This is a genomic window from Ruegeria sp. AD6, assembly GCF_056542325.1.
Genome location: NZ_JBQFZQ010000001.1, coordinates 680,094 through 703,195, shown reverse-complemented (window position 1 = coordinate 703,195; position 23,102 = coordinate 680,094). Strand labels below are relative to the sequence as shown.

At 58.7% G+C, this 23,102-nt stretch carries 19 protein-coding genes and 3 tRNA genes; 11 read left to right on the top strand and 11 right to left on the bottom strand.

Going from position 1 to position 23,102, the window contains the following annotated elements; genetic code table 11:
* Positions 1-36 precede the first annotated feature (36 nt).
* Positions 37-939: a LysR family transcriptional regulator gene (locus tag ACR0KJ_RS03325; RefSeq protein ID WP_170621753.1), complete on the bottom strand. Its 903-nt coding sequence runs from the start codon at positions 937-939 to the stop codon at positions 37-39.
* Positions 940-1,044: 105 nt separating this feature from the next.
* Here ACR0KJ_RS03325 and ACR0KJ_RS03320 point away from each other — a divergent pair, with 105 nt between their 5' ends.
* Together ACR0KJ_RS03320 and ACR0KJ_RS03315 are read left to right on the top strand one after the other, a co-directional pair.
* On the top strand, positions 1,045-2,544 hold the full coding sequence (locus ACR0KJ_RS03320) for a CoA-acylating methylmalonate-semialdehyde dehydrogenase (protein WP_170450912.1): 1,500 nt from the start codon (positions 1,045-1,047) through the stop codon (positions 2,542-2,544).
* A gap of 202 nt (positions 2,545-2,746) precedes the next feature.
* Positions 2,747-3,331 (top strand): L,D-transpeptidase, encoded by a 585-nt coding sequence (locus ACR0KJ_RS03315; protein ID WP_170453041.1) that lies wholly within the window; start codon positions 2,747-2,749, stop codon positions 3,329-3,331.
* 69 nt (positions 3,332-3,400) lie between these two features.
* Here ACR0KJ_RS03315 and ACR0KJ_RS03310 read toward each other — a convergent pair whose 3' ends face one another.
* Both ACR0KJ_RS03310 and ACR0KJ_RS03305 read right to left on the bottom strand, forming a co-directional pair.
* Complete coding sequence (locus tag ACR0KJ_RS03310) at positions 3,401-3,877, bottom strand: fasciclin domain-containing protein (RefSeq protein ID WP_170450914.1); 477 nt, start codon at positions 3,875-3,877, stop codon at positions 3,401-3,403.
* 71 nt (positions 3,878-3,948) lie between these two features.
* Positions 3,949-4,800: a class I SAM-dependent methyltransferase gene (locus ACR0KJ_RS03305; RefSeq protein WP_170621750.1), complete on the bottom strand. Its 852-nt coding sequence runs from the start codon at positions 4,798-4,800 to the stop codon at positions 3,949-3,951.
* Between the two features lie 140 nt (positions 4,801-4,940).
* On the opposite strand from ACR0KJ_RS03305, the gene ACR0KJ_RS03300 reads away from it, so the two are divergent.
* From ACR0KJ_RS03300 to mmsB, 4 genes are all read left to right on the top strand, one after another.
* On the top strand, positions 4,941-6,056 hold the full coding sequence (locus ACR0KJ_RS03300; protein ID WP_480625970.1) for a carboxylate-amine ligase: 1,116 nt from the start codon (positions 4,941-4,943) through the stop codon (positions 6,054-6,056).
* 114 nt (positions 6,057-6,170) lie between these two features.
* Positions 6,171-7,313 (top strand): acyl-CoA dehydrogenase family protein, encoded by a 1,143-nt coding sequence (locus ACR0KJ_RS03295; protein ID WP_170450920.1) that lies wholly within the window; start codon positions 6,171-6,173, stop codon positions 7,311-7,313.
* A 7-nt stretch (positions 7,314-7,320) separates the two neighbouring features.
* Positions 7,321-8,361: an enoyl-CoA hydratase/isomerase family protein gene (locus ACR0KJ_RS03290; RefSeq protein WP_170450922.1), complete on the top strand. Its 1,041-nt coding sequence runs from the start codon at positions 7,321-7,323 to the stop codon at positions 8,359-8,361.
* Positions 8,362-8,364: 3 nt separating this feature from the next.
* A complete protein-coding gene (gene mmsB, locus ACR0KJ_RS03285) occupies positions 8,365-9,237 on the top strand; it encodes a 3-hydroxyisobutyrate dehydrogenase (RefSeq protein ID WP_170450924.1) in 873 nt (290 codons plus the stop codon).
* 1 nt (position 9,238) lies between these two features.
* Here mmsB and ACR0KJ_RS03280 read toward each other — a convergent pair whose 3' ends face one another.
* From ACR0KJ_RS03280 to ACR0KJ_RS03265, 4 genes are all read right to left on the bottom strand, one after another.
* On the bottom strand, positions 9,239-10,108 hold the full coding sequence (locus ACR0KJ_RS03280; protein ID WP_170621748.1) for a fused MFS/spermidine synthase: 870 nt from the start codon (positions 10,106-10,108) through the stop codon (positions 9,239-9,241).
* A gap of 91 nt (positions 10,109-10,199) precedes the next feature.
* On the bottom strand, positions 10,200-13,058 hold the full coding sequence (gene uvrA, locus ACR0KJ_RS03275) for an excinuclease ABC subunit UvrA (protein ID WP_480625969.1): 2,859 nt from the start codon (positions 13,056-13,058) through the stop codon (positions 10,200-10,202).
* 179 nt (positions 13,059-13,237) lie between these two features.
* A tRNA-Asp gene (locus tag ACR0KJ_RS03270) sits at positions 13,238-13,314 on the bottom strand.
* Between the two features lie 45 nt (positions 13,315-13,359).
* Positions 13,360-13,436 (bottom strand) — tRNA-Asp (locus ACR0KJ_RS03265).
* A gap of 334 nt (positions 13,437-13,770) precedes the next feature.
* Here ACR0KJ_RS03265 and ACR0KJ_RS03260 point away from each other — a divergent pair.
* The 3 genes from ACR0KJ_RS03260 to ACR0KJ_RS03250 all read left to right on the top strand — a co-directional run bounded on the left by ACR0KJ_RS03260 (position 13,771) and on the right by ACR0KJ_RS03250 (position 16,387).
* Entirely contained in the window at positions 13,771-14,508 is a 738-nt protein-coding gene (locus ACR0KJ_RS03260; protein WP_480625968.1) for a porin, read from the top strand.
* A 111-nt stretch (positions 14,509-14,619) separates the two neighbouring features.
* Positions 14,620-14,694 (top strand) — tRNA-Val (locus ACR0KJ_RS03255).
* Between the two features lie 106 nt (positions 14,695-14,800).
* Positions 14,801-16,387: an APC family permease gene (locus ACR0KJ_RS03250; RefSeq protein ID WP_480625967.1), complete on the top strand. Its 1,587-nt coding sequence runs from the start codon at positions 14,801-14,803 to the stop codon at positions 16,385-16,387.
* Positions 16,388-16,437: 50 nt separating this feature from the next.
* Here the strand turns inward: ACR0KJ_RS03250 and lon are convergent, their stop codons facing one another.
* The 4 genes from lon to ACR0KJ_RS03230 all read right to left on the bottom strand — a co-directional run bounded on the left by lon (position 16,438) and on the right by ACR0KJ_RS03230 (position 21,678).
* Positions 16,438-18,846: an endopeptidase La gene (lon, locus tag ACR0KJ_RS03245; RefSeq protein ID WP_480625966.1), complete on the bottom strand. Its 2,409-nt coding sequence runs from the start codon at positions 18,844-18,846 to the stop codon at positions 16,438-16,440.
* Positions 18,847-19,072: 226 nt separating this feature from the next.
* Entirely contained in the window at positions 19,073-19,480 is a 408-nt protein-coding gene (locus ACR0KJ_RS03240; RefSeq protein WP_170450936.1) for a DUF6636 domain-containing protein, read from the bottom strand.
* Positions 19,481-19,572: 92 nt separating this feature from the next.
* Positions 19,573-20,703 (bottom strand): tRNA guanosine(34) transglycosylase Tgt, encoded by a 1,131-nt coding sequence (tgt, locus tag ACR0KJ_RS03235; protein ID WP_170450938.1) that lies wholly within the window; start codon positions 20,701-20,703, stop codon positions 19,573-19,575.
* A gap of 63 nt (positions 20,704-20,766) precedes the next feature.
* Positions 20,767-21,678: a nucleoside hydrolase gene (locus tag ACR0KJ_RS03230; protein WP_480625965.1), complete on the bottom strand. Its 912-nt coding sequence runs from the start codon at positions 21,676-21,678 to the stop codon at positions 20,767-20,769.
* A 176-nt stretch (positions 21,679-21,854) separates the two neighbouring features.
* Here ACR0KJ_RS03230 and ACR0KJ_RS03225 point away from each other — a divergent pair, with 176 nt between their 5' ends.
* A complete protein-coding gene (locus tag ACR0KJ_RS03225; protein ID WP_170450943.1) occupies positions 21,855-22,745 on the top strand; it encodes an SPFH domain-containing protein in 891 nt (296 codons plus the stop codon).
* Positions 22,745-23,023: an NfeD family protein gene (locus ACR0KJ_RS03220; protein WP_170450945.1), complete on the top strand. Its 279-nt coding sequence runs from the start codon at positions 22,745-22,747 to the stop codon at positions 23,021-23,023. Before ACR0KJ_RS03225 ends, ACR0KJ_RS03220 begins: the two co-directional genes overlap by 1 nt.
* Positions 23,024-23,102: the final 79 nt, after the last annotated feature.

Below are 23,102 nucleotides of genomic sequence, written 5' to 3'. Positions count from 1 at the left end.
ACTTATTCCAAAGCGTTGCGCGATTAGGACAACCTGTCAAGCTTCGGCGGCGGCTTCCAGCCGCGTCACTTCTTCACGGATGCCCTGCGTCAGCGCCTCGGCAAAGCGGTTCAGGCGTTCATTGCGCTGATCGCCCTGATGCCGGACCAGATAGAAACTGCGGGTCAAATGTACTTGGTCCGTCAGGATTTTCCTCAGGTTCGGATGGAACGGCAGGGTGAAATCATGCGCGACACAGACCCCGGTGCCCAAGGACACCTGCCGCAGCTGGACCGAGACCGAATTCGATGCAAGCGCGACACGGTCAACGCCGATGTCATTCAGATAATCCAGTTCCCGGTCAAAAATCATGTCCGGGATATACCCGATCAGACGGTGCCCTTTCAGATCGCCAACCTTGCGGATCGGATCATGGCGATCCAGATAATCCTGCGCGGCGACCATGTGCAGCCGATAGTCGCTGATTTTCTTGACCAGCAACTTTCCCGCCGTCGGAGCACTTACGGTAACGGCCATATCGGCCTCGCGCCGGGACAGGTTGATAATCCGGGGCAAGGCGAGGATCTGAATGTCCAGATCCGGGTTGGCATCGCTGATCTTGGCGCAGACTTGCGGCAACAGATAGTTGGCCGACCCATCCGGCGCCCCGATCCGGATCTGACCGCTAAGCGATTTGGTCGAGCCAACCACCGCACCGGCGGCGGCACGCATCGCCTCTTCGGCTTGCAGACCGTGATCCAGCAAGCGTTGACCTGCCCGCGTCAGAATGTAGCCTTGCTGCGATTTGGTAAATAACGGCGCGTCCAGAGTGGCCTCGAGCCGGGCAATGCGCCGACCGACCGTGGCCGGATCGATTTTCAGGATACGACCCGCTGAAGACAGGCTTTCCTCGCGCGCGACGGCCAGGAAAACCCTCATATCGTCCCAATTTGGGTCCATGCTTTGCCTTCCGTGCTTTTTCCAGCGCGTATTTTTCGAACATTTCCTCTGTTCGGGTGATTTTTGCAAGCCTATCCTGCGCCCAAACGTTCGGAGGAGATATCAATGCAAGACCTGACCCATTTCCTGAATGGCGCGCAAGTGGCCGGCACGTCAGGCCGGTTTGACGACGTCTTCAACCCTGCAACGGGCGAAGTACAATACAAATGCCCGATGGCCAGCGCCGCTGAAACGACGGCCGCCATTGAACAGGCCGCGATTGCGCAACCCGCATGGGGCGCGACCAACCCGCAAAAGCGGGCGCGCGTGATGATGGCGATGGTGCACCTGATGAACCGCGACATGGACAAGCTGGCCGAGGCGCTCAGCCGCGAGCACGGCAAGACCATCCCCGACGCAAAGGGGGACCTGCAGCGTGGACTGGAAGTGATCGAATACTGCATCGGCGCGCCGCAAATGCTGAAAGGCGAGTTCACCGACAGTGCAGGCCCCGGCATCGACATGTATTCGATGCGTCAGCCGCTAGGCGTTGTGGGGTCGATCATGCCCTTCAACTTTCCCGCCATGATGCCCTTGTGGCATGTCGGTCCGGCACTAGCCTGTGGGAATGCCGTGGTTCTGAAACCGTCTGAACGTGACCCCTCGGTCCCCTTGATGCTGGCGGAACTGTTCGTCGAGGCCGGTCTGCCGAAAGGCGTCTTTCAGGTCGTCAATGGCGACAAGGAGGCGGTCGACACCATCCTTGATAGCGAGATCATTCAGGGAGTGTCTTTCGTGGGCTCGACCCCGATCGCGCAGTATATCTATTCCCGCGCCACCGCGAACGGGAAACGCGCGCAGTGCTTTGGTGGGGCCAAGAACCATATGATCGTGATGCCCGATGCGGATCTGGATCAGGCTGCCGACGCCTTGGTCGGTGCCGGATTTGGCGCGGCGGGCGAACGGTGCATGGCCGTTTCGGTTGCGGTTCCGGTAGGTCAGGACACCGCCGACGCGCTGATCGAAAAGCTGGTGCCGCGCGTCGAAAAGCTGAAGGTCGGCCCCTACACCGCAGGCGATGACGTTGACATGGGTCCGGTCGTGACCGCCGCGTCAAAGGAACGTATTCTGGGCCTGATCAACTCAGGCGTCGAACAGGGCGCAAAGCTGGTCGTGGACAACCGCGATTTCAGCCTTCAGGGGTATGAGGACGGCTTCTTTGTCGGGCCGCACCTGTTCGACCATGTGACACCCGATATGGACATCTACAAACAAGAGATCTTTGGCCCCGTACTGTCGACCGTGCGCGCAGAGTCGTATGAAGAGGCGTTAAAGCTGGCGATGGACCACGAATATGGAAATGGCACCGCGATCTTCACCCGCGACGGGGACACAGCGCGTGACTTTGCCAACCGGGTCAACATCGGCATGATCGGCATCAACGTTCCCATCCCGGTACCGCTGGCCTACCACACCTTTGGCGGCTGGAAGAAATCCATGTTCGGGGACCTGAACCAGCACGGACCGGACAGCTTCAAGTTCTACACGCGCACCAAGACAGTGACGGCTCGCTGGCCGTCGGGCATCAAGGAAGGTGGCGAGTTCAATTTCAAAGCCATGGACTGATCTGAGCCCTAAAACCCTCAAGCCCGGCCCATTTGGCCGGGTTTTTGTGGCAAAGACTCGCCAATGCCCCTGAAAACCTGCGCCTTCACGATAAATTCAGGTTTCACAGGCTGGAAATTCGCATCCCGCACAAATAATTTACTCTCAAATTTTTTGATCGAGCAGTTCAAAAATATCGGAGGCCGTTTTGTCCAATTCCCGCATGACCCGCCGCTCGGCCCTTTTGGGGGTCGCGTCCGTTCTGGCAACGCCCGCGCTTGTACGCGCGCAAAGCACGGATGCCTTCCCGCAGACCGAAGACGCGATCAGCACACAGTTGCCGGTGCGCCGCAATGTATCCTCGTTCTCTCAGCAGAACTGGCAGGATCACTTTGACGAGCTTGGCTCGGGCTGCCTGCTGGCCGACATCACCAGTCGCGCCGTGCATTATTGGGGCCCGGACGGGACCTACAAGCTGTACCCAAGTTCTGTGCCGATGAGCGAAGAACTGACCAAGCGCGGCTACACCAAAGTTGTGCGCAAGGCCGAAAACCCAAGCTGGACACCGACCGCGTCGATGCGGGAACGCGATCCTTCGCTGCCTGTCCGGATGGATGGCGGCGATCCGGGCAACCCGTTGGGCACCCGCGCCATGTATCTGGACTGGCCCGCCTATCTGGTGCACGGCACCCATGACACGCGCAAAATCGGTCGTCAGAGCTCATCCGGTTGCATCGGACTATATAACCAGCATGTGGAAGAGCTGTATCCGCTGGTCCAGATCGGCACGCAGGTGCGTCTCGTCTGATCTGATCATCAGTTACACGAAAGCCCCGGCCATCAGGACCGGGGCTTTTGTTTTCTGCGGTCGTGGTGCTTATTCCGGCAGGATCACCGCGTCGACCACATGGATCACGCCATTGCTGGCCTCGATATCGGCCTGAACAACTTCGGCACCATTGACCTTCACGCCGTTACGCGCATTCACGCTCAGGCGGTCGCCCTGCACGGTCAGAACCTTCGCGCGCTTGCCAGCGATATCGCCCGACATCACCTTGGCCGGAACCACATGATAGGTCAGAATTTCAACCAGCTGATCCTTGTTCTCGGGCAGCAAGAGGCTTTCGACAGTCCCCTCGGGCAATGCTGCAAACGCCTCATCCGTCGGCGCAAACACGGTGAACGGGCCATTGCCCTTCAGCGTATCGACCAGACCGGCCGCCTGAACGGCTGCGACCAGGGTGGTGAACGATCCGGCAGATACTGCGGTATCGACAATGTCAGCAGCCTGGGCCTTCAGCGGCATGGCAAATGCGAGTGCGGCGGCAGCGCCCATAAACGTGCGACGAAACATGGCTGTCTTCTCCTCTCCAGCTTGTTATGGAAAGGGGTACGGGCCTTTTGTCACACCGGATCACTTTGAGATCACTGTTCCTTGATCTGAACCCAGATACTCTGGGCGCGACCCTCTTTCAAAAAGGGCAAGGCTTCGACGGCATCCGGACGCTCCTGTTGCAGGTAGTATCCCGGCCAAAGCATTGAAAACGCGCCAGATTGCAGCAAAGCGTGCAACATGTACTGTTCCCCCCAGCCGGGGCAGTCATAGAAGAACCGCTTGGGATATTCATAGGGCAAAAAAACATCATGCACGTGGATGACAACACCCGGTTTCAGGCTGGGAATGATGCGGCAGAACAGGTGCGCGACATCGTTCGACATCCGAACAACATGGCTGGAATCGATGAACAGGACATCGCCGGCCTCCAATTGGTCGAACAGCGCGGGGTCCACATCTTCCAGCCGTTTCTGTTCGAACGCGTCCACCACATGCGCAATATCCGCCCGGGGATACGGGTCGATGGCCGTGATCTTGGTTTCCAACCCACCATCGATGATCGCCTGACGTGTGACGCGGGTCGAATTTCCGCAGCCGACCTCGATAACCTGTCTTGGCTGAAACCTTCGGATCATCAGGTACAGCGCATCCGCGTCAGGGCTGTCATAGTAGCCATTGCCGAGGCGATAACCGGTCTGATTGCGCGTGGGGTCTTTCAGAGCGGCCAAGGCGTCGCGGTGTTCCGCAAACTCCTGTTTCAGCGGCTCGATATCGAACCCCTCCATCCCCGGTGACAGAGTGTATGCCGGTTTGGTCAGCCCCCCTGCCCGCTCGAACGCTTCAAGCCGTGCGCGTTCGTCCTGTTCGGCGGCCTTGTCGATCAGTTTCACCCCCAACTCATCAAGCGCTTCGTTGATCTTCGGGAATTTTCTGAGTTTCACGCGCGTCGCTCCGGTTCGGTGGCTTTCTGCATTTCCATACCTTTCCGGCATGGGCCTTCGCAAGCGGCAGAACGGCAAACCCTTGGCAAAACGCCGATTTCCGTATTCACTGAGGTCGTAAAACAAAGGGAGGTCCGCGTATGCAGCAGGATTTCACGCTGGGCATTGAAGAAGAGTATCTGCTGGTTGACCGCGACAGCCTGCAACTGACCGAAGCCCCCGCCGCCCTGATGGAAGCCTGCCAGGCCGATTTCGAAGGTCAAGTCAGTCCCGAATTCCTGCAATGCCAGATCGAGGTCGGCACGCGCCCTCATACCACGATCAAAGGCGCGCGTGAGGATCTGAAACGGCTGCGATCTTGTGTGTCGAAACACGCCGCCGCATATAACCTCAGCCCGATTGCGGTATCCTGCCACCCGTTCGCCAATTGGAAGGATCAGCACCACACCCGGAAGGAACGCTACGATGCCCTGCAACATGCATTGGGTGGTGTTGCGCGACGGATGCTGATCTGCGGAATGCACGTTCATGTAGGGGTCGAGGATCCGGCGCTGCGGGCTGACCTGATGCCCCAGCTCTGCTACTTTCTGCCTCACCTTCTGGCGCTGTCCACATCCTCGCCCTTCTGGAACGGAGAGGATACGGGCCTGTCCTCCTACCGCCTGACCGTCTTCGACAACCTGCCGCGCACTGGGCTGCCGCCTGACTATAACAGCTGGTCCGAATACGAGCGCACCACCGGCGTTCTGGTCGAATTGGGCGTGATCGAGGATACCTCAAAAATCTGGTGGGACCTGCGCCCCTCGCACCGGTTTCCGACGCTGGAAACCCGCATCATGGATGTGCAACCCCGGCTGGAACATACGCTGTCGCTGGCGGCCCTGGTGCAGGCCCTGACCCGAATGCTGTGCCGCCTAAAGGCGCGAAACCTGCGGTGGCGTCAGTATGATCGGTTCCTGATCAGTGAAAACCGGTGGCGCGCGCAGCGCTATGGGGTTGGCGAAGGGCTGATCGATTTCGGGGATCGCTCGATCAAACCGATGGCCGAACTTATGGGCGAACTTATGGGCATGCTGGCCGAAGATGCCGAGGCGCTGGGCACCATGACCGAACTCGCGCGATTGCGGCAGATTGCCGAAAACGGGACCTCGGCCACACGTCAACGGCGCGCGCATGCCGAAGCTGTTGCCAAAGACGAGGACCCCGGTCAGGCGGTCGTTCGCCATTTGATCGAAGAGTTTCACGCCGATCTGTGACCCTGCGGCGCGTAGTCGCCGCGCAGCCCGCGAACGATTGCTGATCTTGCAAAATTTCTGTAACGATTGCGAAATAAACAAGCGTTCAATTCTTTACCTGCGGGAGGGTACGCCATGGATTTCGGGCTGACCGAGGAACAAACAGCCATCTTCGATATGGCATATGCGTTTGGGCAGGAAAACATCGCCCCATTCGCGCGCCAATGGGAAAGCGACGGCACCATTCCAAAGGACTTGTGGCCCAAGATCGGGGAACTTGGATTCGGTGCGCTATACGTGTCCGAGGACAGCGGCGGGTCGGGCCTGACCCGGTTGGACGCGACACTGGTTTTCGAGGCCTTGTCGATGGCCTGCCCCTCGGTCGCGGCGTTTCTGTCGATCCACAACATGTGCGCCAAGATGCTGGACAGCTTCGCCAGCGACGACCTTAAATCCCAAGTTATGCCAAGCGTGCTGAGCCTGAACACAGTGCTCAGCTACTGTCTGACCGAACCGGGCTCAGGCTCGGACGCGGCCGCGCTGAAAACCCGCGCCGAACGCACGAATGAAGGGTACACGCTGAACGGGTCAAAGGCCTTTATTTCCGGCGGAGGATATTCGGACGCCTATGTTTGCATGGTGCGTACCGGTCAGGACGGCCCAAAGGGTATTTCGACCGTCTATGTTGAAGACGGAACACCCGGCCTCAGCTTTGGTGCGTTGGAACAAAAGATGGGCTGGAAAAGCCAACCCACCGCGCAGGTCCAGTTCGACGACTGCAAAATTCCATCCGGCAATCTGGTCGGCGTTGAAGGCGACGGGTTCAAATACGCCATGAAGGGTCTGGATGGCGGGCGTCTGAACATCGCCTCTTGTTCCTTGGGCGCGGCACAGGCCGGGCTGGACATGACCCTGCAATACATGTCCGAACGCAAAGCCTTTGGCCAATCCATCGACCAGTTCCAGGCCCTGCAATTCCGCCTGGCGGATATGGAGATCGAGCTGCAGGCCGCCCGCACTTTTCTGCGCCAAGCGGCCTGGAAACTGGATCAAGGCGCTCCGGATGCGACCAAATTCTGCGCCATGGCCAAGAAATTCGTGACCGAGACCGGATCGAAGGTCGTCGATCAGTGCCTGCAACTGCACGGCGGCTACGGCTATCTGGCCGATTACGGCATCGAAAAGCTTGTGCGTGATCTGCGGGTGCATCAGATATTGGAAGGCACGAACGAGATCATGCGCGTGATCGTCGCGCGCCAGATGATTGCACAAGGCTAAAGGTTACATGTCTGACATCGACATCCGCACAACCGGCCGCGCCGGGCGCATCACCCTGACCCGCCCCAAGGCGCTGAATGCGCTGACCTATGATATGTGCATGGCCATCGACACAGCCCTGCGCAACTGGCGCGAGGATGATGCGGTCGATCTGATCATCTTCGACGCCGAAGGCGACAAGGCCTTTTGCGCAGGAGGGGACATTGCTGAACTTTACCAGACCGGAGTCCAGGGCGACTTCGCCTATGGTCAGACATTCTGGCGCGACGAATACCGGCTGAACGCCCTGATCTTCGAATACCCCAAACCTGTCATCAGCTTCCTGCAAGGCTTCACCATGGGCGGCGGCGTCGGAATCGGCTGCCACGGCAGCCACCGGGTTGTCGGCGAAAGCTCTCAGATCGCGATGCCCGAATGCTCCATCGGGCTGGTTCCCGATGTCGGCGGCACGCTGATGTTGGCGCTGGCCCCCGGTCGATTGGGTGAGTTTCTGGGCATCACCGGGCACCGCATGGGCCCCGCTGATGCGATCCTTGCCGGGTTCGCCGATCATTTCATTCCGCAGGATCAATGGGCTGATCTGATCGACATGCTGGAGGCGTCCGGCAGCGCCGATCTGATTGGCGAACATGCCGCCACGCCGCCCAACGGTGAACTTGCCGGTCTGCAACCCGAAATTGACAGCACCTTCGATGGTGAGACACTCGGCGATATTCTCACCAACTTGCGGAGCAGTGGTTCCGAATTCGCGGTGAAGGCGCAGGCCAAGCTGGAACGGAACGCGCCGCTGTCGGCGGCCTGCACGGTGGAAATGCTGCACCGCCTGCGGGGAGAGTCTCTGACCATGCGCCGGGCGCTGGAAATGGAATACCGTTTCACCTTCCGCGCCATGCAACATGGTGATTTTCTGGAGGGCATCCGGGCTCAGATCATCGACAAGGACCGCAATCCCCGCTGGCAATATATGGATATGGCCGTGCCAGCAGTCGCGGTGTCAAAGATGTTACAGCCGCTGGGCAAAGACGCCCTGACATTCGAGGAGGAGTAAGTCATGCAAATCGGGTTTATCGGGCTGGGCAATATGGGCGCGCCCATGGCGGCCAATCTGGCCAAAGCCGGTCACACGGTGCGCGGTTTTGATACCGCAGGGGTCAGCGTGGACGGTGTCACCAATGTTGAGACAGCTGCCGAGGCCGTAGCGGACGCGGACGCCGTCATCACCATGCTGCCGAACGGAGCCATCCTGCGCGCCGTCGCCGATCAGATCATCCCCCATATGCAATCCGGTGCCGCTCTGATCGACTGTTCAACCGTCGATGTCGACAGCGCTCGCGCGGTCGCCGATCAGGCCAGTGCAGCCGGGCTGCTCTCAGTCGATGCTCCTGTTTCGGGCGGGATCGGAGGCGCCTCGGCAGGCACGCTGACCTTCATGGCCGGTGGATCCGAAGACGCCTTTGCCAAAGCTGCCCCCCTGTTCGAGATCATGGGGCAAAAGGCCGTGCACTGCGGCGAAGCCGGGGCCGGTCAAGCGGCCAAGATCTGCAACAACATGATCCTCGGCGTCACAATGATCGCTACTTGCGAAGCCTTTGCATTGGCTGACAAGCTGGGGCTGGACCGTCAAAAAATGTTCGACGTCGTCAGCACGTCCTCCGGCTATAGCTGGACCATGAACGCCTATTGCCCCGCCCCCGGCGTTGGCCCAACCAGCCCTGCGGATAACGGCTACCAACCCGGTTTTGCCGCCGAGCTGATGCTGAAAGACCTGCGCCTCAGCCAGCAAGCCGCCGAAAGCGCCGATGCGGACACTCCGATGGGGCAAGCCGCAACGGCGTTGTATGAACAATTCGTCGAAGGTGAAGACGGGAATGGTATGGATTTCAGTGCCATGCTGCCTCGATTCGAGAAACGCGGTCGCGGCTGATCTAACTTTCGTCTTGGGATAAGATACAAAGCCGATCTGCGTATTCGGACAAATCAAACCCAAACGGCATCCGCGTTTGCAGCGCGCGCGCGGATGCCGAAACACTGTCCGGATCGGCACACGCCTCTTTGCATCCGAACAGAACATGCGTGCCCTCGACTTCAACCATGCAGGCATCTGCAAAAACCGCCTGAAAGTCCGCTTTCTGCTCAGACAGCCGAGGGTCGCTGTCCACGAGATTCATGCAGACCACGCCCCGGGGCCTTAGCTTGCTTGCGCACATTTCAAAGAACGCGGGCGTGGACAAGGACTGCGGCACACGCCCGTCCGCCGCGAAGCAATCCAGATAGATGTGGTCGAATTGCGCGTCCAACTGTTCGGCCAAATGCAAGCTGCCGTCGGCGCAGGAAATCCGCAGGCGCGGACCGTCTTTCAGACCGAAATACCGGTATGACAGGTCAAGAACTTCCCGATCAATCTCCGAGCCGGTGATCATGACATCATCGAGCAGCGCATGAAGAACCGTGGGCACCCGCCCACCGCCACCGCCCATGACATAGACGCGCTCGGGCCGAGGCACGAAAGCAAGGCACAACAGCATCGCCTGCGTATAACCACCGGTCAGAGTCAGCGGGTTTGTCAGATCAATGCGCGACATGACTCCGCTGAGCGCGTCGTTGGTCAGAGGAACTCCGCTGGGGCAAAACACCAGAAACAGCTCGCTCCCGCTCTTTGCAACGACCACCTGACCGATTTGGCCCTGCCGATGCTCGACCAAACCATCCGGCAGATCCTGCAAATGCCTCAGCCGCTGTGCAATTGAGCCGGGTAAGGATGCCGAGGTGAACACGGTCGGATCTGGATCGGCCATGCGACCTCCGTTCGCGTTGGACGCACCGACACCGCCGATTTGCCAGGCGCCGTCCCCAATAGACGTATTCCTGGCAGTATGCGTGAGCGGGCTACTCGGCGGCAACCGCCTTTGCATCAAGCATCTGTTTCAGATACCGCCCGGTGTGGCTGCGCTCGACCTCGGCCACCTCTTCCGGGGTGCCGGTCGCGACAATCTCACCACCACCGTCACCGCCTTCGGGGCCGATATCGATGATATGGTCGGCGGTTTTCACCACGTCCAGATTGTGTTCGATTACAACAACCGTATTTCCCTGATCGACCAATTCATGCAGCACTTCCAACAGCTTGCGCACGTCTTCGAAATGCAGACCCGTGGTCGGTTCATCCAGAATATACAAGGTGCGCCCGGTGGAACGTTTGCTGAGCTCTTTCGACAGCTTCACCCGCTGCGCCTCGCCCCCTGACAGGGTCGTGGCCTGTTGACCGACCTTGATATAGCCCAGCCCCACACGCGCCAGCGCATCCATCTTGTCGCGGATCGACGGCACGGCTTTGAAGAACTCCTGCGCGTCCTCTACCGTCATGTCCAGCACGTCGGCGATGGACTTGCCCTTGAACTTGATCTCCAGCGTCTCGCGGTTGTAGCGCGCGCCCTTGCAGGTCTCGCAGGTCACGTAGACATCGGGAAGGAAGTGCATCTCGATCTTGATGACACCATCCCCCTGACACGCCTCGCAACGGCCACCTTTGACGTTAAAGCTGAACCGCCCCGGCTTGTACCCGCGCGCCTTTGCCTCAGGGAGGCCAGCAAACCAGTCACGGATCGGGGTGAAGGCCCCCGTGTAAGTCGCTGGATTCGAACGCGGAGTCCGTCCGATGGGCCGTTGGTCAATGTCGATGACCTTGTCCAGAAACTCCAGCCCCTTGATGGTCTCGCACGGCGCGGGTGTCTGACGCGCACCGTTCAGACGCATCGAGGCGGTTTTGAACAGCGTCTCGATGGTCAGCGTGGATTTGCCGCCTCCGGACACGCCGGTCACACAGACGAATTTACCCAGTGGAAAATCGGCGGTCACATTCTTCAGGTTGTTTCCCGTCGCTTTGACAACCGAAACCTTCTTTTTGTTACCTTTGCGCCGTTCGGTCGGCACCGAAATCTCTCGCGTGCCGGCCAGATATTGACCCGTGATCGAAGCGGCGTCAGCCGTGATTTCCGCAGGCGTTCCTTTACTGACCACCTGCCCGCCATGCACACCCGCGCCGGGGCCAATGTCGAACACATAGTCCGCCTCGCGAATGGCTTCCTCGTCATGTTCTACGACGATCACCGTGTTCCCCTGATCTCGCAGGTTCTTGAGCGTACCCAGCAGGCGATCATTGTCGCGCTGGTGCAAACCGATGGATGGCTCGTCCAGCACATACAGAACACCCGTCAAGCCCGAGCCGATCTGGCTGGCCAAGCGGATACGCTGACTTTCCCCTCCGGACAGTGTGCCACTTGAACGTGACAGCGTAAGGTATTCCAAACCAACGTTATTCAGGAATCCAAGGCGTTCGCGGATTTCCTTGAGGATGGCGCGCGCGATCTCGTTCTTCTGCACGCTCAGATGGTTCGGCGCATCCTCAACCCAAGCCAGCGCCTCGCGGATCGACATCTCGACCACCTGACCCACATGCAGGCCCGCGATCTTTACCGCCAACGCCTCGGGGCGTAGGCGGTAGCCTTCGCAGGTGCCGCAGGGACGGTTGTTTTGATACCGTTCGAATTCCTCGCGAATCCACGCGCTGTCGGTCTCGCGATAACGGCGTTCCATGTTCGGTATCACGCCCTCAAAACTGCGCGTGACCTGATAGACCCGCCCGCCTTCGTCATAGCGGAACTGGATTTCCTCATCGCCCGAGCCGCGTAGGAAGACCTGCTGCACCTTCGACGGAAGGTCCTTCCACGGCGTGTTCTTGTCGAACTCATAATGCCGCGCGATGGCCTCGATGGTTTGCAGGAAATACGGGGACTTCCCTTTGCGCCATGGGGCCAAGGCACCATCGTACAGCTTCAATGTCTGATCCGGTACGACGAGGCGTTCGTCAAAGAACAGCTCGACCCCCAAACCGTCACAATCCGGGCATGCCCCGAAAGGAGCATTGAATGAGAACAGGCGTGGTTCGATTTCGGGAATGGTGAAACCACTGACCGGGCAGGCAAAATTTTCGCTGAACGTGATACGTTCCGGATCACCCTCGCGCGGGGCGGTTTCCAGAATCGCGATACCATCGGCCAAATCCAAGGCGGTGCGCAGGCTGTCGGCCAGCCGGGTTTCCATCCCTTCGCGCACAACCAGGCGATCGACCACAACGTCGATATCGTGGCGGAATTTTTTGTCCAGCGTCGGAGGCTCATCCAACTCGTAGAATTCGCCGTCAACTTTCACACGCTGGAAGCCCTGTTTGCGCAGTTCCAGAAACTCTTTCTTATACTCACCCTTCCGGTCGCGTACGATAGGGGCCAGCAGGTAGCCGCGCGTCCCCTCCTCCATCATCATGATCCGATCGACCATGTCCTGCACCTGCTGCGCTTCGATCGGCAAACCGGTCGCAGGGCTGTAAGGCGTTCCTGCGCGCGCAAAGAGCAAACGCATATAGTCGTAGATTTCGGTAACGGTCCCGACGGTCGAACGTGGGTTTTTCGATGTGGTTTTCTGTTCGATGGAAATCGCCGGGGACAGGCCGCTGATATGGTCCACATCCGGCTTTTCCATCATATCCAGGAACTGACGCGCATAGGCCGACAGGCTTTCGACATAGCGGCGCTGACCTTCGGCATAGATCGTGTCAAACGCCAGCGAGGATTTGCCCGAGCCGGACAGACCGGTGATCACCACCAGCTGATCCCGTGGAATATCGACGTCGATCCCTTTCAGGTTATGCTCGCGCGCGCCGCGCACTTCGATGTTCTTCAGCTCAGCCATTCAGGCCCCCAACCAGACAAGTGTCCTAGAAATAGGCGAGCGGCGCTGAGTCTCCAACAGAAAAGTTAGAACAAAGTGTGAACGAACCGATTATTGCCGACACCTACTGACAAGGCGCGACGCAGTTGGGCCTTGCTAGGCAATTGCTGATGGCCTGAGGTGGAAACTAAAGAAGAAAATGGCGCGGTTGACGGGGCTCGAACCCGCGACCCCCGGCGTGACAGGCCGGTACTCTAACCAACTGAGCTACAACCGCGCTTCTATTTTCATGGCCTTTATCCTGGACCAAGGATTGCAGCGATGGCGCGGTTGACGGGGCTCGAACCCGCGACCCCCGGCGTGACAGGCCGGTACTCTAACCAACTGAGCTACAACCGCCCGCTGCACGTTCGCTCTGAACGTTGGGGTGTATTATGGCCCCGCCCCGGCATCGTCAAGCGGCGTTTTGAAGTTTTTTCCGAATTCCAGAATTTTACGCATGCCGCTGTCCGGGCGGCGGCGTCAGTTTTCTGGATACGGTCAAATGGCACGCGGTTGTCCGTGGATTTCCGCACAGAAACACCATGCTTCACCCTCAATGTGACACCCCGGCAACAGCACCAGTTAATTCAAGTGAATCAATACACCGCAAAGCAGAATCAACCTAATGCTGCGCGCGCAAAAAGGGCCACATTCCGGGGCCCGGCCAACAAAAAAAGATCGGAGCATAATCTTGAAAAAACTCTTTATCTACAGCGCCCTGTCAGCAACCCTGTCGACCGGCGCGGCGCAGGCTGTCGAACTTACAGGCGGTTATCTTGATCTGGGGTATTCAACCTTCACCGACACCGATTTTGGTGACGTCTACAACCTGAACGGAGCTGCTGAACTGGCCTTCACCCGCGCGTTCAGCGCCCAGTTGGATCTGGGCGGCTATCGTTTTCAGGACCTCGGCGAAACCGCAACGAACTGGACACTGCATGCCAACTTGCACACCAGCGGCAACGCGTCGTTTGGTGCGTTCTACGGTCAGGAAAAGTTGGAAGATGCTGATTTCGACTTTTTCGGAATCGAGGGTGGCTTCGACGCAGGCCCGGCAGAGATCGAAGGTTATATCGGTCGCCAGGAACTGAGCAACGTCTCTGGTCTGGACGGAACAATCTTCGGAGTTTCGGCCAAAACCGAACTGAGTGACCGCTGGGACTTCACCGCAAGCTGGGACATTGTCGACAACTTTGTCGGTGCGTTGGATTACAACCTGTTTGCAATCGGCGCCACCTATGCCGCCGCTGACAACGCCGAAGTTTATGGCAATATCGGCGTCGCACATATCTCATCCCCGCTGGTTTCCGGCAGCTCGAACGAGGCCTATGTGGGCGTCGGCGTTCGTGTGAACTTTGGCAACGATCGCGGCACGACATTTGGCCGTCGCGGCGTTCTGGCCAAACTGCCTGGCCTGCCCGGTCTGTAAAACACCAGGGCCCCGGTTTTCCGGGGCCTTCCGTTTTGCGCATGTTAGCCGGGAAAACTGATCTTCCCGCCCTTGCAGAGCACCAAGACCTGCGGTAAGAGGCCGCCCTATGGGTGATTAGCTCAGTGGTAGAGCGCTTCGTTCACATCGAAGATGTCAGGAGTTCAAATCTCTTATCACCCACCATTCCCCTTTCCAATCGTGTGACTCCACCCAGCTTGCCACCGGGCGTTGTAACTGCGTATCCTTTTCACAATCGCTGAATTAACGGCGCGTGAACAAGAGGATACGCATGGCCAAACTGAAGCGGGATATTGGCCTTGTGGGTCTGACCTTCATTTCAGTCGGCGGAATCATCGGGTCAGGATGGCTGTTTGGGCCGTTGCTGGCGGTGCAACACGCAGGCCCTGCTGCGATCCTGTCATGGATCATTGGCGCGGTAGCGATGTTCATCCTTGCCATTACATTCGCCGAGATTTCGGCCATGCTACCGATCCCCGGCGGCATCGCCCGCGTACCACAGTTCTCGCACGGCAACATCGTGTCGATGGCGATGGGCTGGACGGCCTGGATCGGCTACAACACCACGGCCCCGATCGAAGTCGAGGCAATGTTGAAATACCTGGCCCCCTACGCCCCGTGGCTCCACACCGCAGCGACCGGAGATCTGACCGGCGCGGGTATTGCAGTGGCCCTGTTCTTCATGCTGCTGTTCGTGGCCATCAACGCCTTGGGCGTCAAGTTCTTCACCCAGGTCAACGCCGCGCTGACATGGGCCAAGGTTGCATTTCCGATTGTGCTGTCGGTGCTTCTGATTGCCAGCCGGTTTGACACGCAGAATTTCTCGCACCCCGACGGATTCGCACCTTACGGTCTGCAAGGCATCATGGCCGCTGTATCGACCGGAGGGGTGATCTTTTCGTTCATCGGTTTCCGCCACGTGGTCGACATGGCCGGAGAGGTTCGGAACCCGAAATTCGATATTCCCGCCGCGCTGATCCTGTCGATCATTCTGTGCGCCGCCATCTATCTGGGCCTGCAAGTCGCATTCATCGGCGCGCTTGACGCCGACATGCTGAAAAACGGGTGGAGCAACCTGACCTTTGGCGGCGAAGGCCCGCTGGATGCGGTCATCATGTCCGTTGGTATGGTCTGGTTTCTCAGCCTGCTGAATGTGGGATCGGTCATTGGCCCCTTCGGTAACGGGCTTGTGGCCACCGGGTCGAATGCCCGCATCGCGCTCGCCCTGTCGAAGAACGGGTTCCTGCCGCAGCGCTTGACGATTCTGTCCACGTTTGGCGTGCCGCTTTGGGCGCTGGCCTTGAACTTTGTGATCGGCATTGTGTTTCTGCTGACGGTGCCCTTTACCACAGTCATCGCCCTGAACGGGGCCGCAATTGTCTTGTCCTTTGCGGTGGGGCCAATCGCCGTTGTCTGCCTGCGCCGCTTGATGCCCGACCACCCCAGATCCATCCGCATCCCCGCCGTCAAACTGGTGGCCGTCACCGCCTTCGCCGTTGCAACTCTGGTCGTCTATTGGAGCGGCTGGGACACCGTATGGCGGCTGGGCATCGCGCTGATGGCAGGGATGGTCCTGCTTTTAGTCCGGTTCTGGGGTCGGCTGGATGAGATGGACGTGACCGAGGCGCTGTGGCTGGTGCCCTATCTGGCGGGCATCGGCCTGATCTCATACCTCGGTCAGTTCGGTGACGGCGCGCTGAAGCAAATTCCGTTCGGGTGGGACATTGTACTCTGCACCCTGTTCTCGGCGGTAGTTTTCGCCCTCGCCGTTCGGTCCGCCCTACGGGATGAAAAGTTTCAACAATACATTGCGGAAGAAGAGATACTGGACCCCAAAAAACCGATTATTGGGTTCTGAAACGAAAAAAGGCGGGGTCCGGCCCCGCCTTTTCAATCTTTTCCGCACGCTTAATGCGCCGTCGCTGATGGGCCTGCGTTTTCCGCAGCCTTTGTCGCAGCGGCAGCAGCTTCCTCGGCGGCCTCGTCCCATTCGATGGGCTCTGGCTCGCGCACCAGTGCTTGTTTCAATACTTCCGAGACATGTTTGACGGGAATGATTTCCAGCCCTTCTTTCACATTGTCCGGAATCTCGGCCAGATCCTTTTCGTTTTCTTCCGGGATCAGAACCGTCTTGATGCCACCGCGCAGCGCCGCCAGCAGTTTCTCTTTCAAACCACCGATGGGCATCGCATTGCCGCGCAACGAAACCTCGCCCGTCATGGCAATGTCCTTGCGCACTGGAATGCCGGTCAGGACCGAGACAATCGAGGTCACCATCGCCAGACCCGCCGAGGGGCCGTCCTTGGGCGTTGCCCCATCCGGCACGTGGACGTGAATGTCCAGCTTGTCGAACTGCGGCGGCTTCACCCCGATCTTCGGTGAGATCGACCGCACATAGGACGAGGCCGCGTCGATGGATTCCTTCATCACATCGCCCAGCTTACCGGTGGTCTTCATCCGACCCTTGCCGGGCAGTTTCAGCGCCTCGATATGCAGCAGATCACCGCCCACGGACGTCCAGGCCAGACCGGTCACGACGCCGATCTGGTCGTCCTGCTCGGCCAGGCCATAGCGGAACTTCGGCACACCCAAGAAATCATCCAGATTGTCCGGCGTCACCGTCACGGTCTCGGCCTCTTTCTTGATGATCTTGGTCAGCGATTTCCGCGCAACCTTGGCGATTTCACGTTCAAGGTTCCGCACGCCCGCCTCGCGGGTATAGGTGCGGATGATCTTTTGCAGCGCCTCATCGGTCAGTTCGAACTCTTTGGCTTTCAGACCGTGGTTCTTGACCTGCTTGCTGATCAAGTGCTGCTTGGCGATCTCACTCTTTTCCTCTTCGGTGTAACCGGCCAGCGGGATGATTTCCATCCGATCCAGCAGAGGCCCCGGCATGTTGTAGCTGTTCGAGGTTGTCAGGAACATCACGTTGGACAGGTCATATTCGACCTCAAGGTAGTGGTCCATGAACGTGCTGTTCTGTTCCGGATCCAGCACTTCCAGCATCGCCGAGGCCGGGTCGCCACGGAAGTCCTGCCCCATCTTGTCGATTTCATCGAGCAGGATAAGCGGGTTCGTGGTTTTCGCCTTTTTCAGCGCCTGAATGATCTTGCCGGGCATTGAGCCGATATAGGTGCGACGGTGGCCCCTGATCTCGGATTCGTCGCGCACACCACCCAGCGAGATGCGGATAAACTCGCGCCCCGTGGCTTTTGCAACCGATTTACCCAGCGAGGTTTTACCCACACCGGGAGGGCCAACAAGGCACAGGATCGGGCCTTTCAGCTTTTTCGAACGCTGCTGAACCGCCAGATATTCGACGATCCGCTCTTTGACTTTCTCAAGCCCATAGTGATCAGCGTCCAGAATGTCCTGCGCGCGGCCCAAGTCCTTTTTGACGCGGGATTTGGTGCCCCACGGCAGCGACAGAATCCAGTCCAAATAGTTGCGCACGACGGTGGCTTCGGCCGACATCGGGCTCATGTTGCGAAGCTTTTTCAGCTCGCCTTCAGCCTTTTCGCGGGCCTCTTTCGACAGCTTGGTTTCGTTGATCTTGGCTTCCAGCTCGGCGACTTCGTTCGAACCGTCCTCACCATCGCCGAGTTCCTTCTGAATGGCCTTCATCTGCTCATTCAGGTAGTACTCGCGCTGCGTCTTCTCCATCTGGGATTTGACGCGGGTCTTGATCTTTTTCTCGACCTGCAGAACCGACATTTCGCCCTGCATCAGGCCATAGACCTTCTCAAGCCGTTCGCTGACGCTGAGCGTCTCAAGCAGTTCCTGCTTTTGCTCAACCTCAATACCCAGATGACCCGACACCAGATCGGCCAGCTTGGCAGGCTCGGTGGTTTCACCAACGGCGGTCAGAGCCTCTTCGGGGATGTTCTTGCGCACTTTTGCGTAGCGCTCGAACTCATCCGCTACAGTGCGCAGCAGCGCCTGTGTGGTGGTCACATCGCCCGGGATTTCGGTCAGATACTCGGCACGCGCCTCGAAAAACTGATCGTTTTCAAGGAATTCCGTGATCTGCACACGCGCCTGTCCTTCGACCAACACCTTGACGGTGCCGTCGGGCAGTTTCAGCAGTTGCAGGACGTTGGCCAGAACACCAGCCTGATAGATGCCGTCCACTTCCGGATCATCGACACCGGGGTCGATCTGGCTGGACAACAGAATTTGCTTATCATCCTGCATCACCTCTTCCAGCGCGCGGACCGATTTGTCTCGGCCCACGAACAGCGGCACGATCATATGCGGGAAAACCACAATGTCGCGCAGCGGCAGGACGGGGTATGAGGAATTCAGAGGCTCTTGCATGCTCTATCCTTATCGTTGGCAAGACGGCTCTGGTCCCTGCTTGAGGCAACGCTTGGCCGTCTCCTGTCTTGGATGGTTAAAGGTGGGGCTGTCACCGCCCTATTTCAACCTCACCATCATGTCTCTGGCGCAGCATGACCCGAGGTTTTCCGGACTGCAAGGCGTCCCGGAAACATATCCACCGAAATTAACGCACCCTGCGTGAGAAATACGCAGGCAAAAAAGATCAGAACACGCGCTGCACGGCGCGGGACAGGAAAAACCCGTGGCCGTCCTGATTGCGACACTCCAGACCTTTCCGCGAGGAGCTACAGGTAAACCCACCAAACTGGCCCGTGACACCATATTCCGCACGGTTAAACCCGCCGCGGTTTCGATTCAGCGGCTGGCACAGCATTTCCACGGGGCCGGTATTGAACATCAGGAAATCATGGCCCCAGTCGGATTGGCAGTCGGAAGGCCGAGGTAACGCGGGCTGGCCGGACTTTTCGATTATCGTGCACTGGATATCAGAAGACTCAGCGCCTTCGCCCACCGAACACTGAATATTTTCGGAAGGGGTTTCAAAGGTCCAGACATCTGAAATGACAGGTGTCGCGCAGAAAATTGCTGCGCCGAGAAAAAGGCGAAACATAAAAACTCTCCGGGTCACGAACTAAAAATAACATTGCTTAAAGTGTCCTCAGACTACCTGAAAACCACGCAATTGTCACCCGAACGGGACGGCTATAGCGGCTCGATATCGCCCTGCGCGCGCGTTGCATGGAAATCGGCCTGCCACGCATCGAAGCTTCCGGCCGAGATGGCATCCCGCATGCCCTGCATGATCTCCTGGAAATAATGCAGGTTGTGCCAGGTCAACAACATGCCCGAGATCATCTCGTTCGACCGGAACACATGATGCAGATAGGCGCGCGAATAATTCGAACAGGCCGGGCACGAGCATTCCTGATCCAGTGGGCGCGGGTCGTCCGCATGCCGCGCGTTTTTGATGTTCACCACGCCACGACGGGTGAAAACCTGTCCGGTACGGCCAGAGCGCGACGGTAGGACGCAATCCATCATGTCCACACCGCGCGCCACCGCGCCGACGATGTCATCCGGCTTGCCCACGCCCATCAGATAGCGTGGCTTGTCGGTGGGCAGGAAATCGGGGGCATAGTCGAGGCAGTCAAACATCGCCTCCTGCCCTTCACCCACGGCCAGACCGCCAATGGCGTAACCTTCGAAACCGATGGCTTTCAACGCCTCGGCGCTTTCTTCCCGCAGATCCTGTTCCAAACCGCCCTGCATGATCCCAAACAGCGCGTGACCCGGACGATCCCCGAACGCATCGCGCGACCGCTCGGCCCACCGCATCGACAGGCGCATCGACTCGGCAATCCGCTCCCGGTCGGCGGGCAGCGAGGGGCATTCGTCGAAACACATCACAATGTCCGAGCCCAGCAGGCGCTGGATTTCCATCGAGCGTTCCGGCGTGAGTTCGTGCTTGGACCCATCCACATGAGATTTGAAGGTCACGCCCTTCTCGGTCAGCTTGCGCAGCCCAGCCAGCGACATGACCTGAAACCCGCCCGAATCCGTCAGAATGGGCCGCTCCCAATTCATGAATTTGTGCAGGCCCCCCAGACGGTCAATCCGCTCGGCCGTGGGACGCAGCATCAGGTGATAGGTGTTGCCCAGCAGAATATCCGCCCCGGTTGCACGCACGCTTTCCGGCATCATCGCCTTGACGGTCGCCGCGGTGCCGACCGGCATGAAGGCCGGCGTGCGCACCTCGCCCCTTGGCGTGTTGATCACGCCGGTACGGGCCTTGCCATCGGTGGCTTTCAGCTCAAAAGAAAACTGCTGGGTCATATCATCGTCTCTGATCGCGGAACCGGGCAGGCTTTGCCCGATCCACCGGTGCTTTGCAACCCGTCAGGGCAACGAGGCGACGCGGGCCGTAAACAGATCCACCACCCCTGCCCCGTCCACATCCCGACAGACCGAGACCTTTGGGCGACCGTCATGTGGCACCGTGGCCCCCAGCGCAGCGCCTTCAGTGGTGACGTTCAAACCGGTCTGAACGATCTCGAACATATGATCATGGGTGCAGGCGATTACTGCGGTCGAGTCGTGCAGGCCGCAGCCTTCCAACCCACCGATATCCTTGTAGAACTTCAGATAAAACCGCGAAATATCGCGCAGGAATGCGCCCATATTGGGCGACTGATCTGCCAGCGCCTCGAAATCTGCGGTTTCGTACAGGGTTTTCAGCGTGACATCCAAACCTACGACCACTGTCTCTGGTGGCGCGGCGAACACCGCATTGGCTGCCTTGGCGTCGTGGTAGATATTCGCCTCGGCATGTTCGGTGATATTGCCGGGGCAATAGACAGCGCCACCCATGACAACCAACCGGTTGAGGTTCTGCGCGAACTCGGCATCCAGCTTCATGGCGTCGGCGATGTTGGTCAGTGGACCAACGGCGCAGACGACCAGCTCACCCCGATGCTGGCGCGCCATGTCCGCCAGAAATTCGGCCGCGGACAAGTCGTGGTTCTGCCCGATCTCGGGAATATCGGTCAAATCGCCAAAACCCTCGGGGCCATGCACATGCTCGGACGGGCTGTGGCTGTCCTGCCCGTGGGCAAAAGGCGCGCCTTGGGCGACCGGAATTCCCAAACCCAGCTTATCGACCAGAAACCGGGCGTTTCGGCTGGATTGGTGGACATGCGTGTTGCCAAAAACAGTGGTCAGCCCGATCAGGTCAATCTCGGGCGCGGCAGCGGCGTAGGCGATGGCCATGGCATCGTCGATACCGGGGTCTGTGTCGATAATCAGTTTCATCCCGTTCCGATAGCGCAATCAGACACAGATGCAAAGCGATCACTGTCACTGCTTGCAACCGTCCGAATGGGCCATACCGCTATTTGCAACCGCCTGCATTCACGCCATACCAGAGTTGAAATCGGGCGACTCAATCCCCAAATGTATACTAATGTACACAATAAAAGAGGACAGTTATGACAGAAGAGCAGATCATTGGATTGCTTTCGTCGAATATCATTTACTTTTTGGCCGCCATTCTGGTGGTCATCGTTACGCTCAAAGGCATCAAGATCGTTCCCCAATCCGAAAAATACGTGGTTGAACGGTTCGGACGCCTGCACTCGGTGCTTGGCCCGGGCATCAACTTTATCGTTCCGTTTCTGGATGTTGCACGCCACAAGATATCCATTCTGGAACGCCAGCTGCCCAATGCGACACAAGACGCGATCACCAAGGACAACGTGCTGGTTCAGATCGACACCTCGGTCTTCTACCGCATTCTTGAGCCTGAAAAGACCGTGTACCGTATCCGCGACGTGGACGGCGCGATTGCCACCACCGTTGCCGGTATCGTCCGCGCCGAGATCGGTAAAATGGATCTGGATGAGGTTCAGTCGAACCGCGCCCAGCTGATCGCTCAGATTCAGGAAAGCGTCGAAACCGCCGTGGATGACTGGGGCATCGAAGTGACCCGGGCCGAGATCTTGGACGTGAACCTCGATCAGGCCACCCGCGACGCGATGTTGCAACAGCTGAACGCCGAACGCGCCCGCCGCGCGCAGGTGACCGAAGCCGAAGGTCAGAAACGCGCCGTGGAACTGCAGGCTGACGCCGAGCTTTATGCCGCAGAACAAACCGCCAAAGCCCGCCGCATTCAGGCCGAGGCCGAGGCATATGCCACCGGCGTCGTCGCCAAGGCCATTCAGGACAACGGGATCGAGGCCGCGCAGTATCAGGTTGCGCTGAAACAGGTGGAATCGCTGAACGCGCTGGGCAATGGCACCGGCAAACAAACGATTGTCTTGCCTGCAAATGCTCTGGAAGCCTTTGGCGATGCGTTCAAGATGCTGAAAGGAGGCAAGTGATGGCCGACCCCTTCTGGCTGACATGGTGGATCTGGTTGGCGGGCGCTTTGGCGCTCGGCATCCTCGAAATCGTTCTGCCCGGTTTTATCTTTCTGGGCTTTGCCATCGGGGCCGCTGTGACCGGGCTGCTGCTGCTTATCCCGGGGCTTGCCCCATCGCTGCCGGTTGTACTGCTGATCTTCGCGGTGCTGTCGCTGATCGCGTGGCTGGGCCTGCGCCGAACCTTTGCGCACCCGCATGGGCAGGTGAAAACCTTTGAGCATGATATCAACGACTAACGTCAAGGGTCGCGCGGCGGCCTTTGCAGCACTGGACGCTGCCACAGCCATTCCCTATATAATCACTCAGGCAACCGAC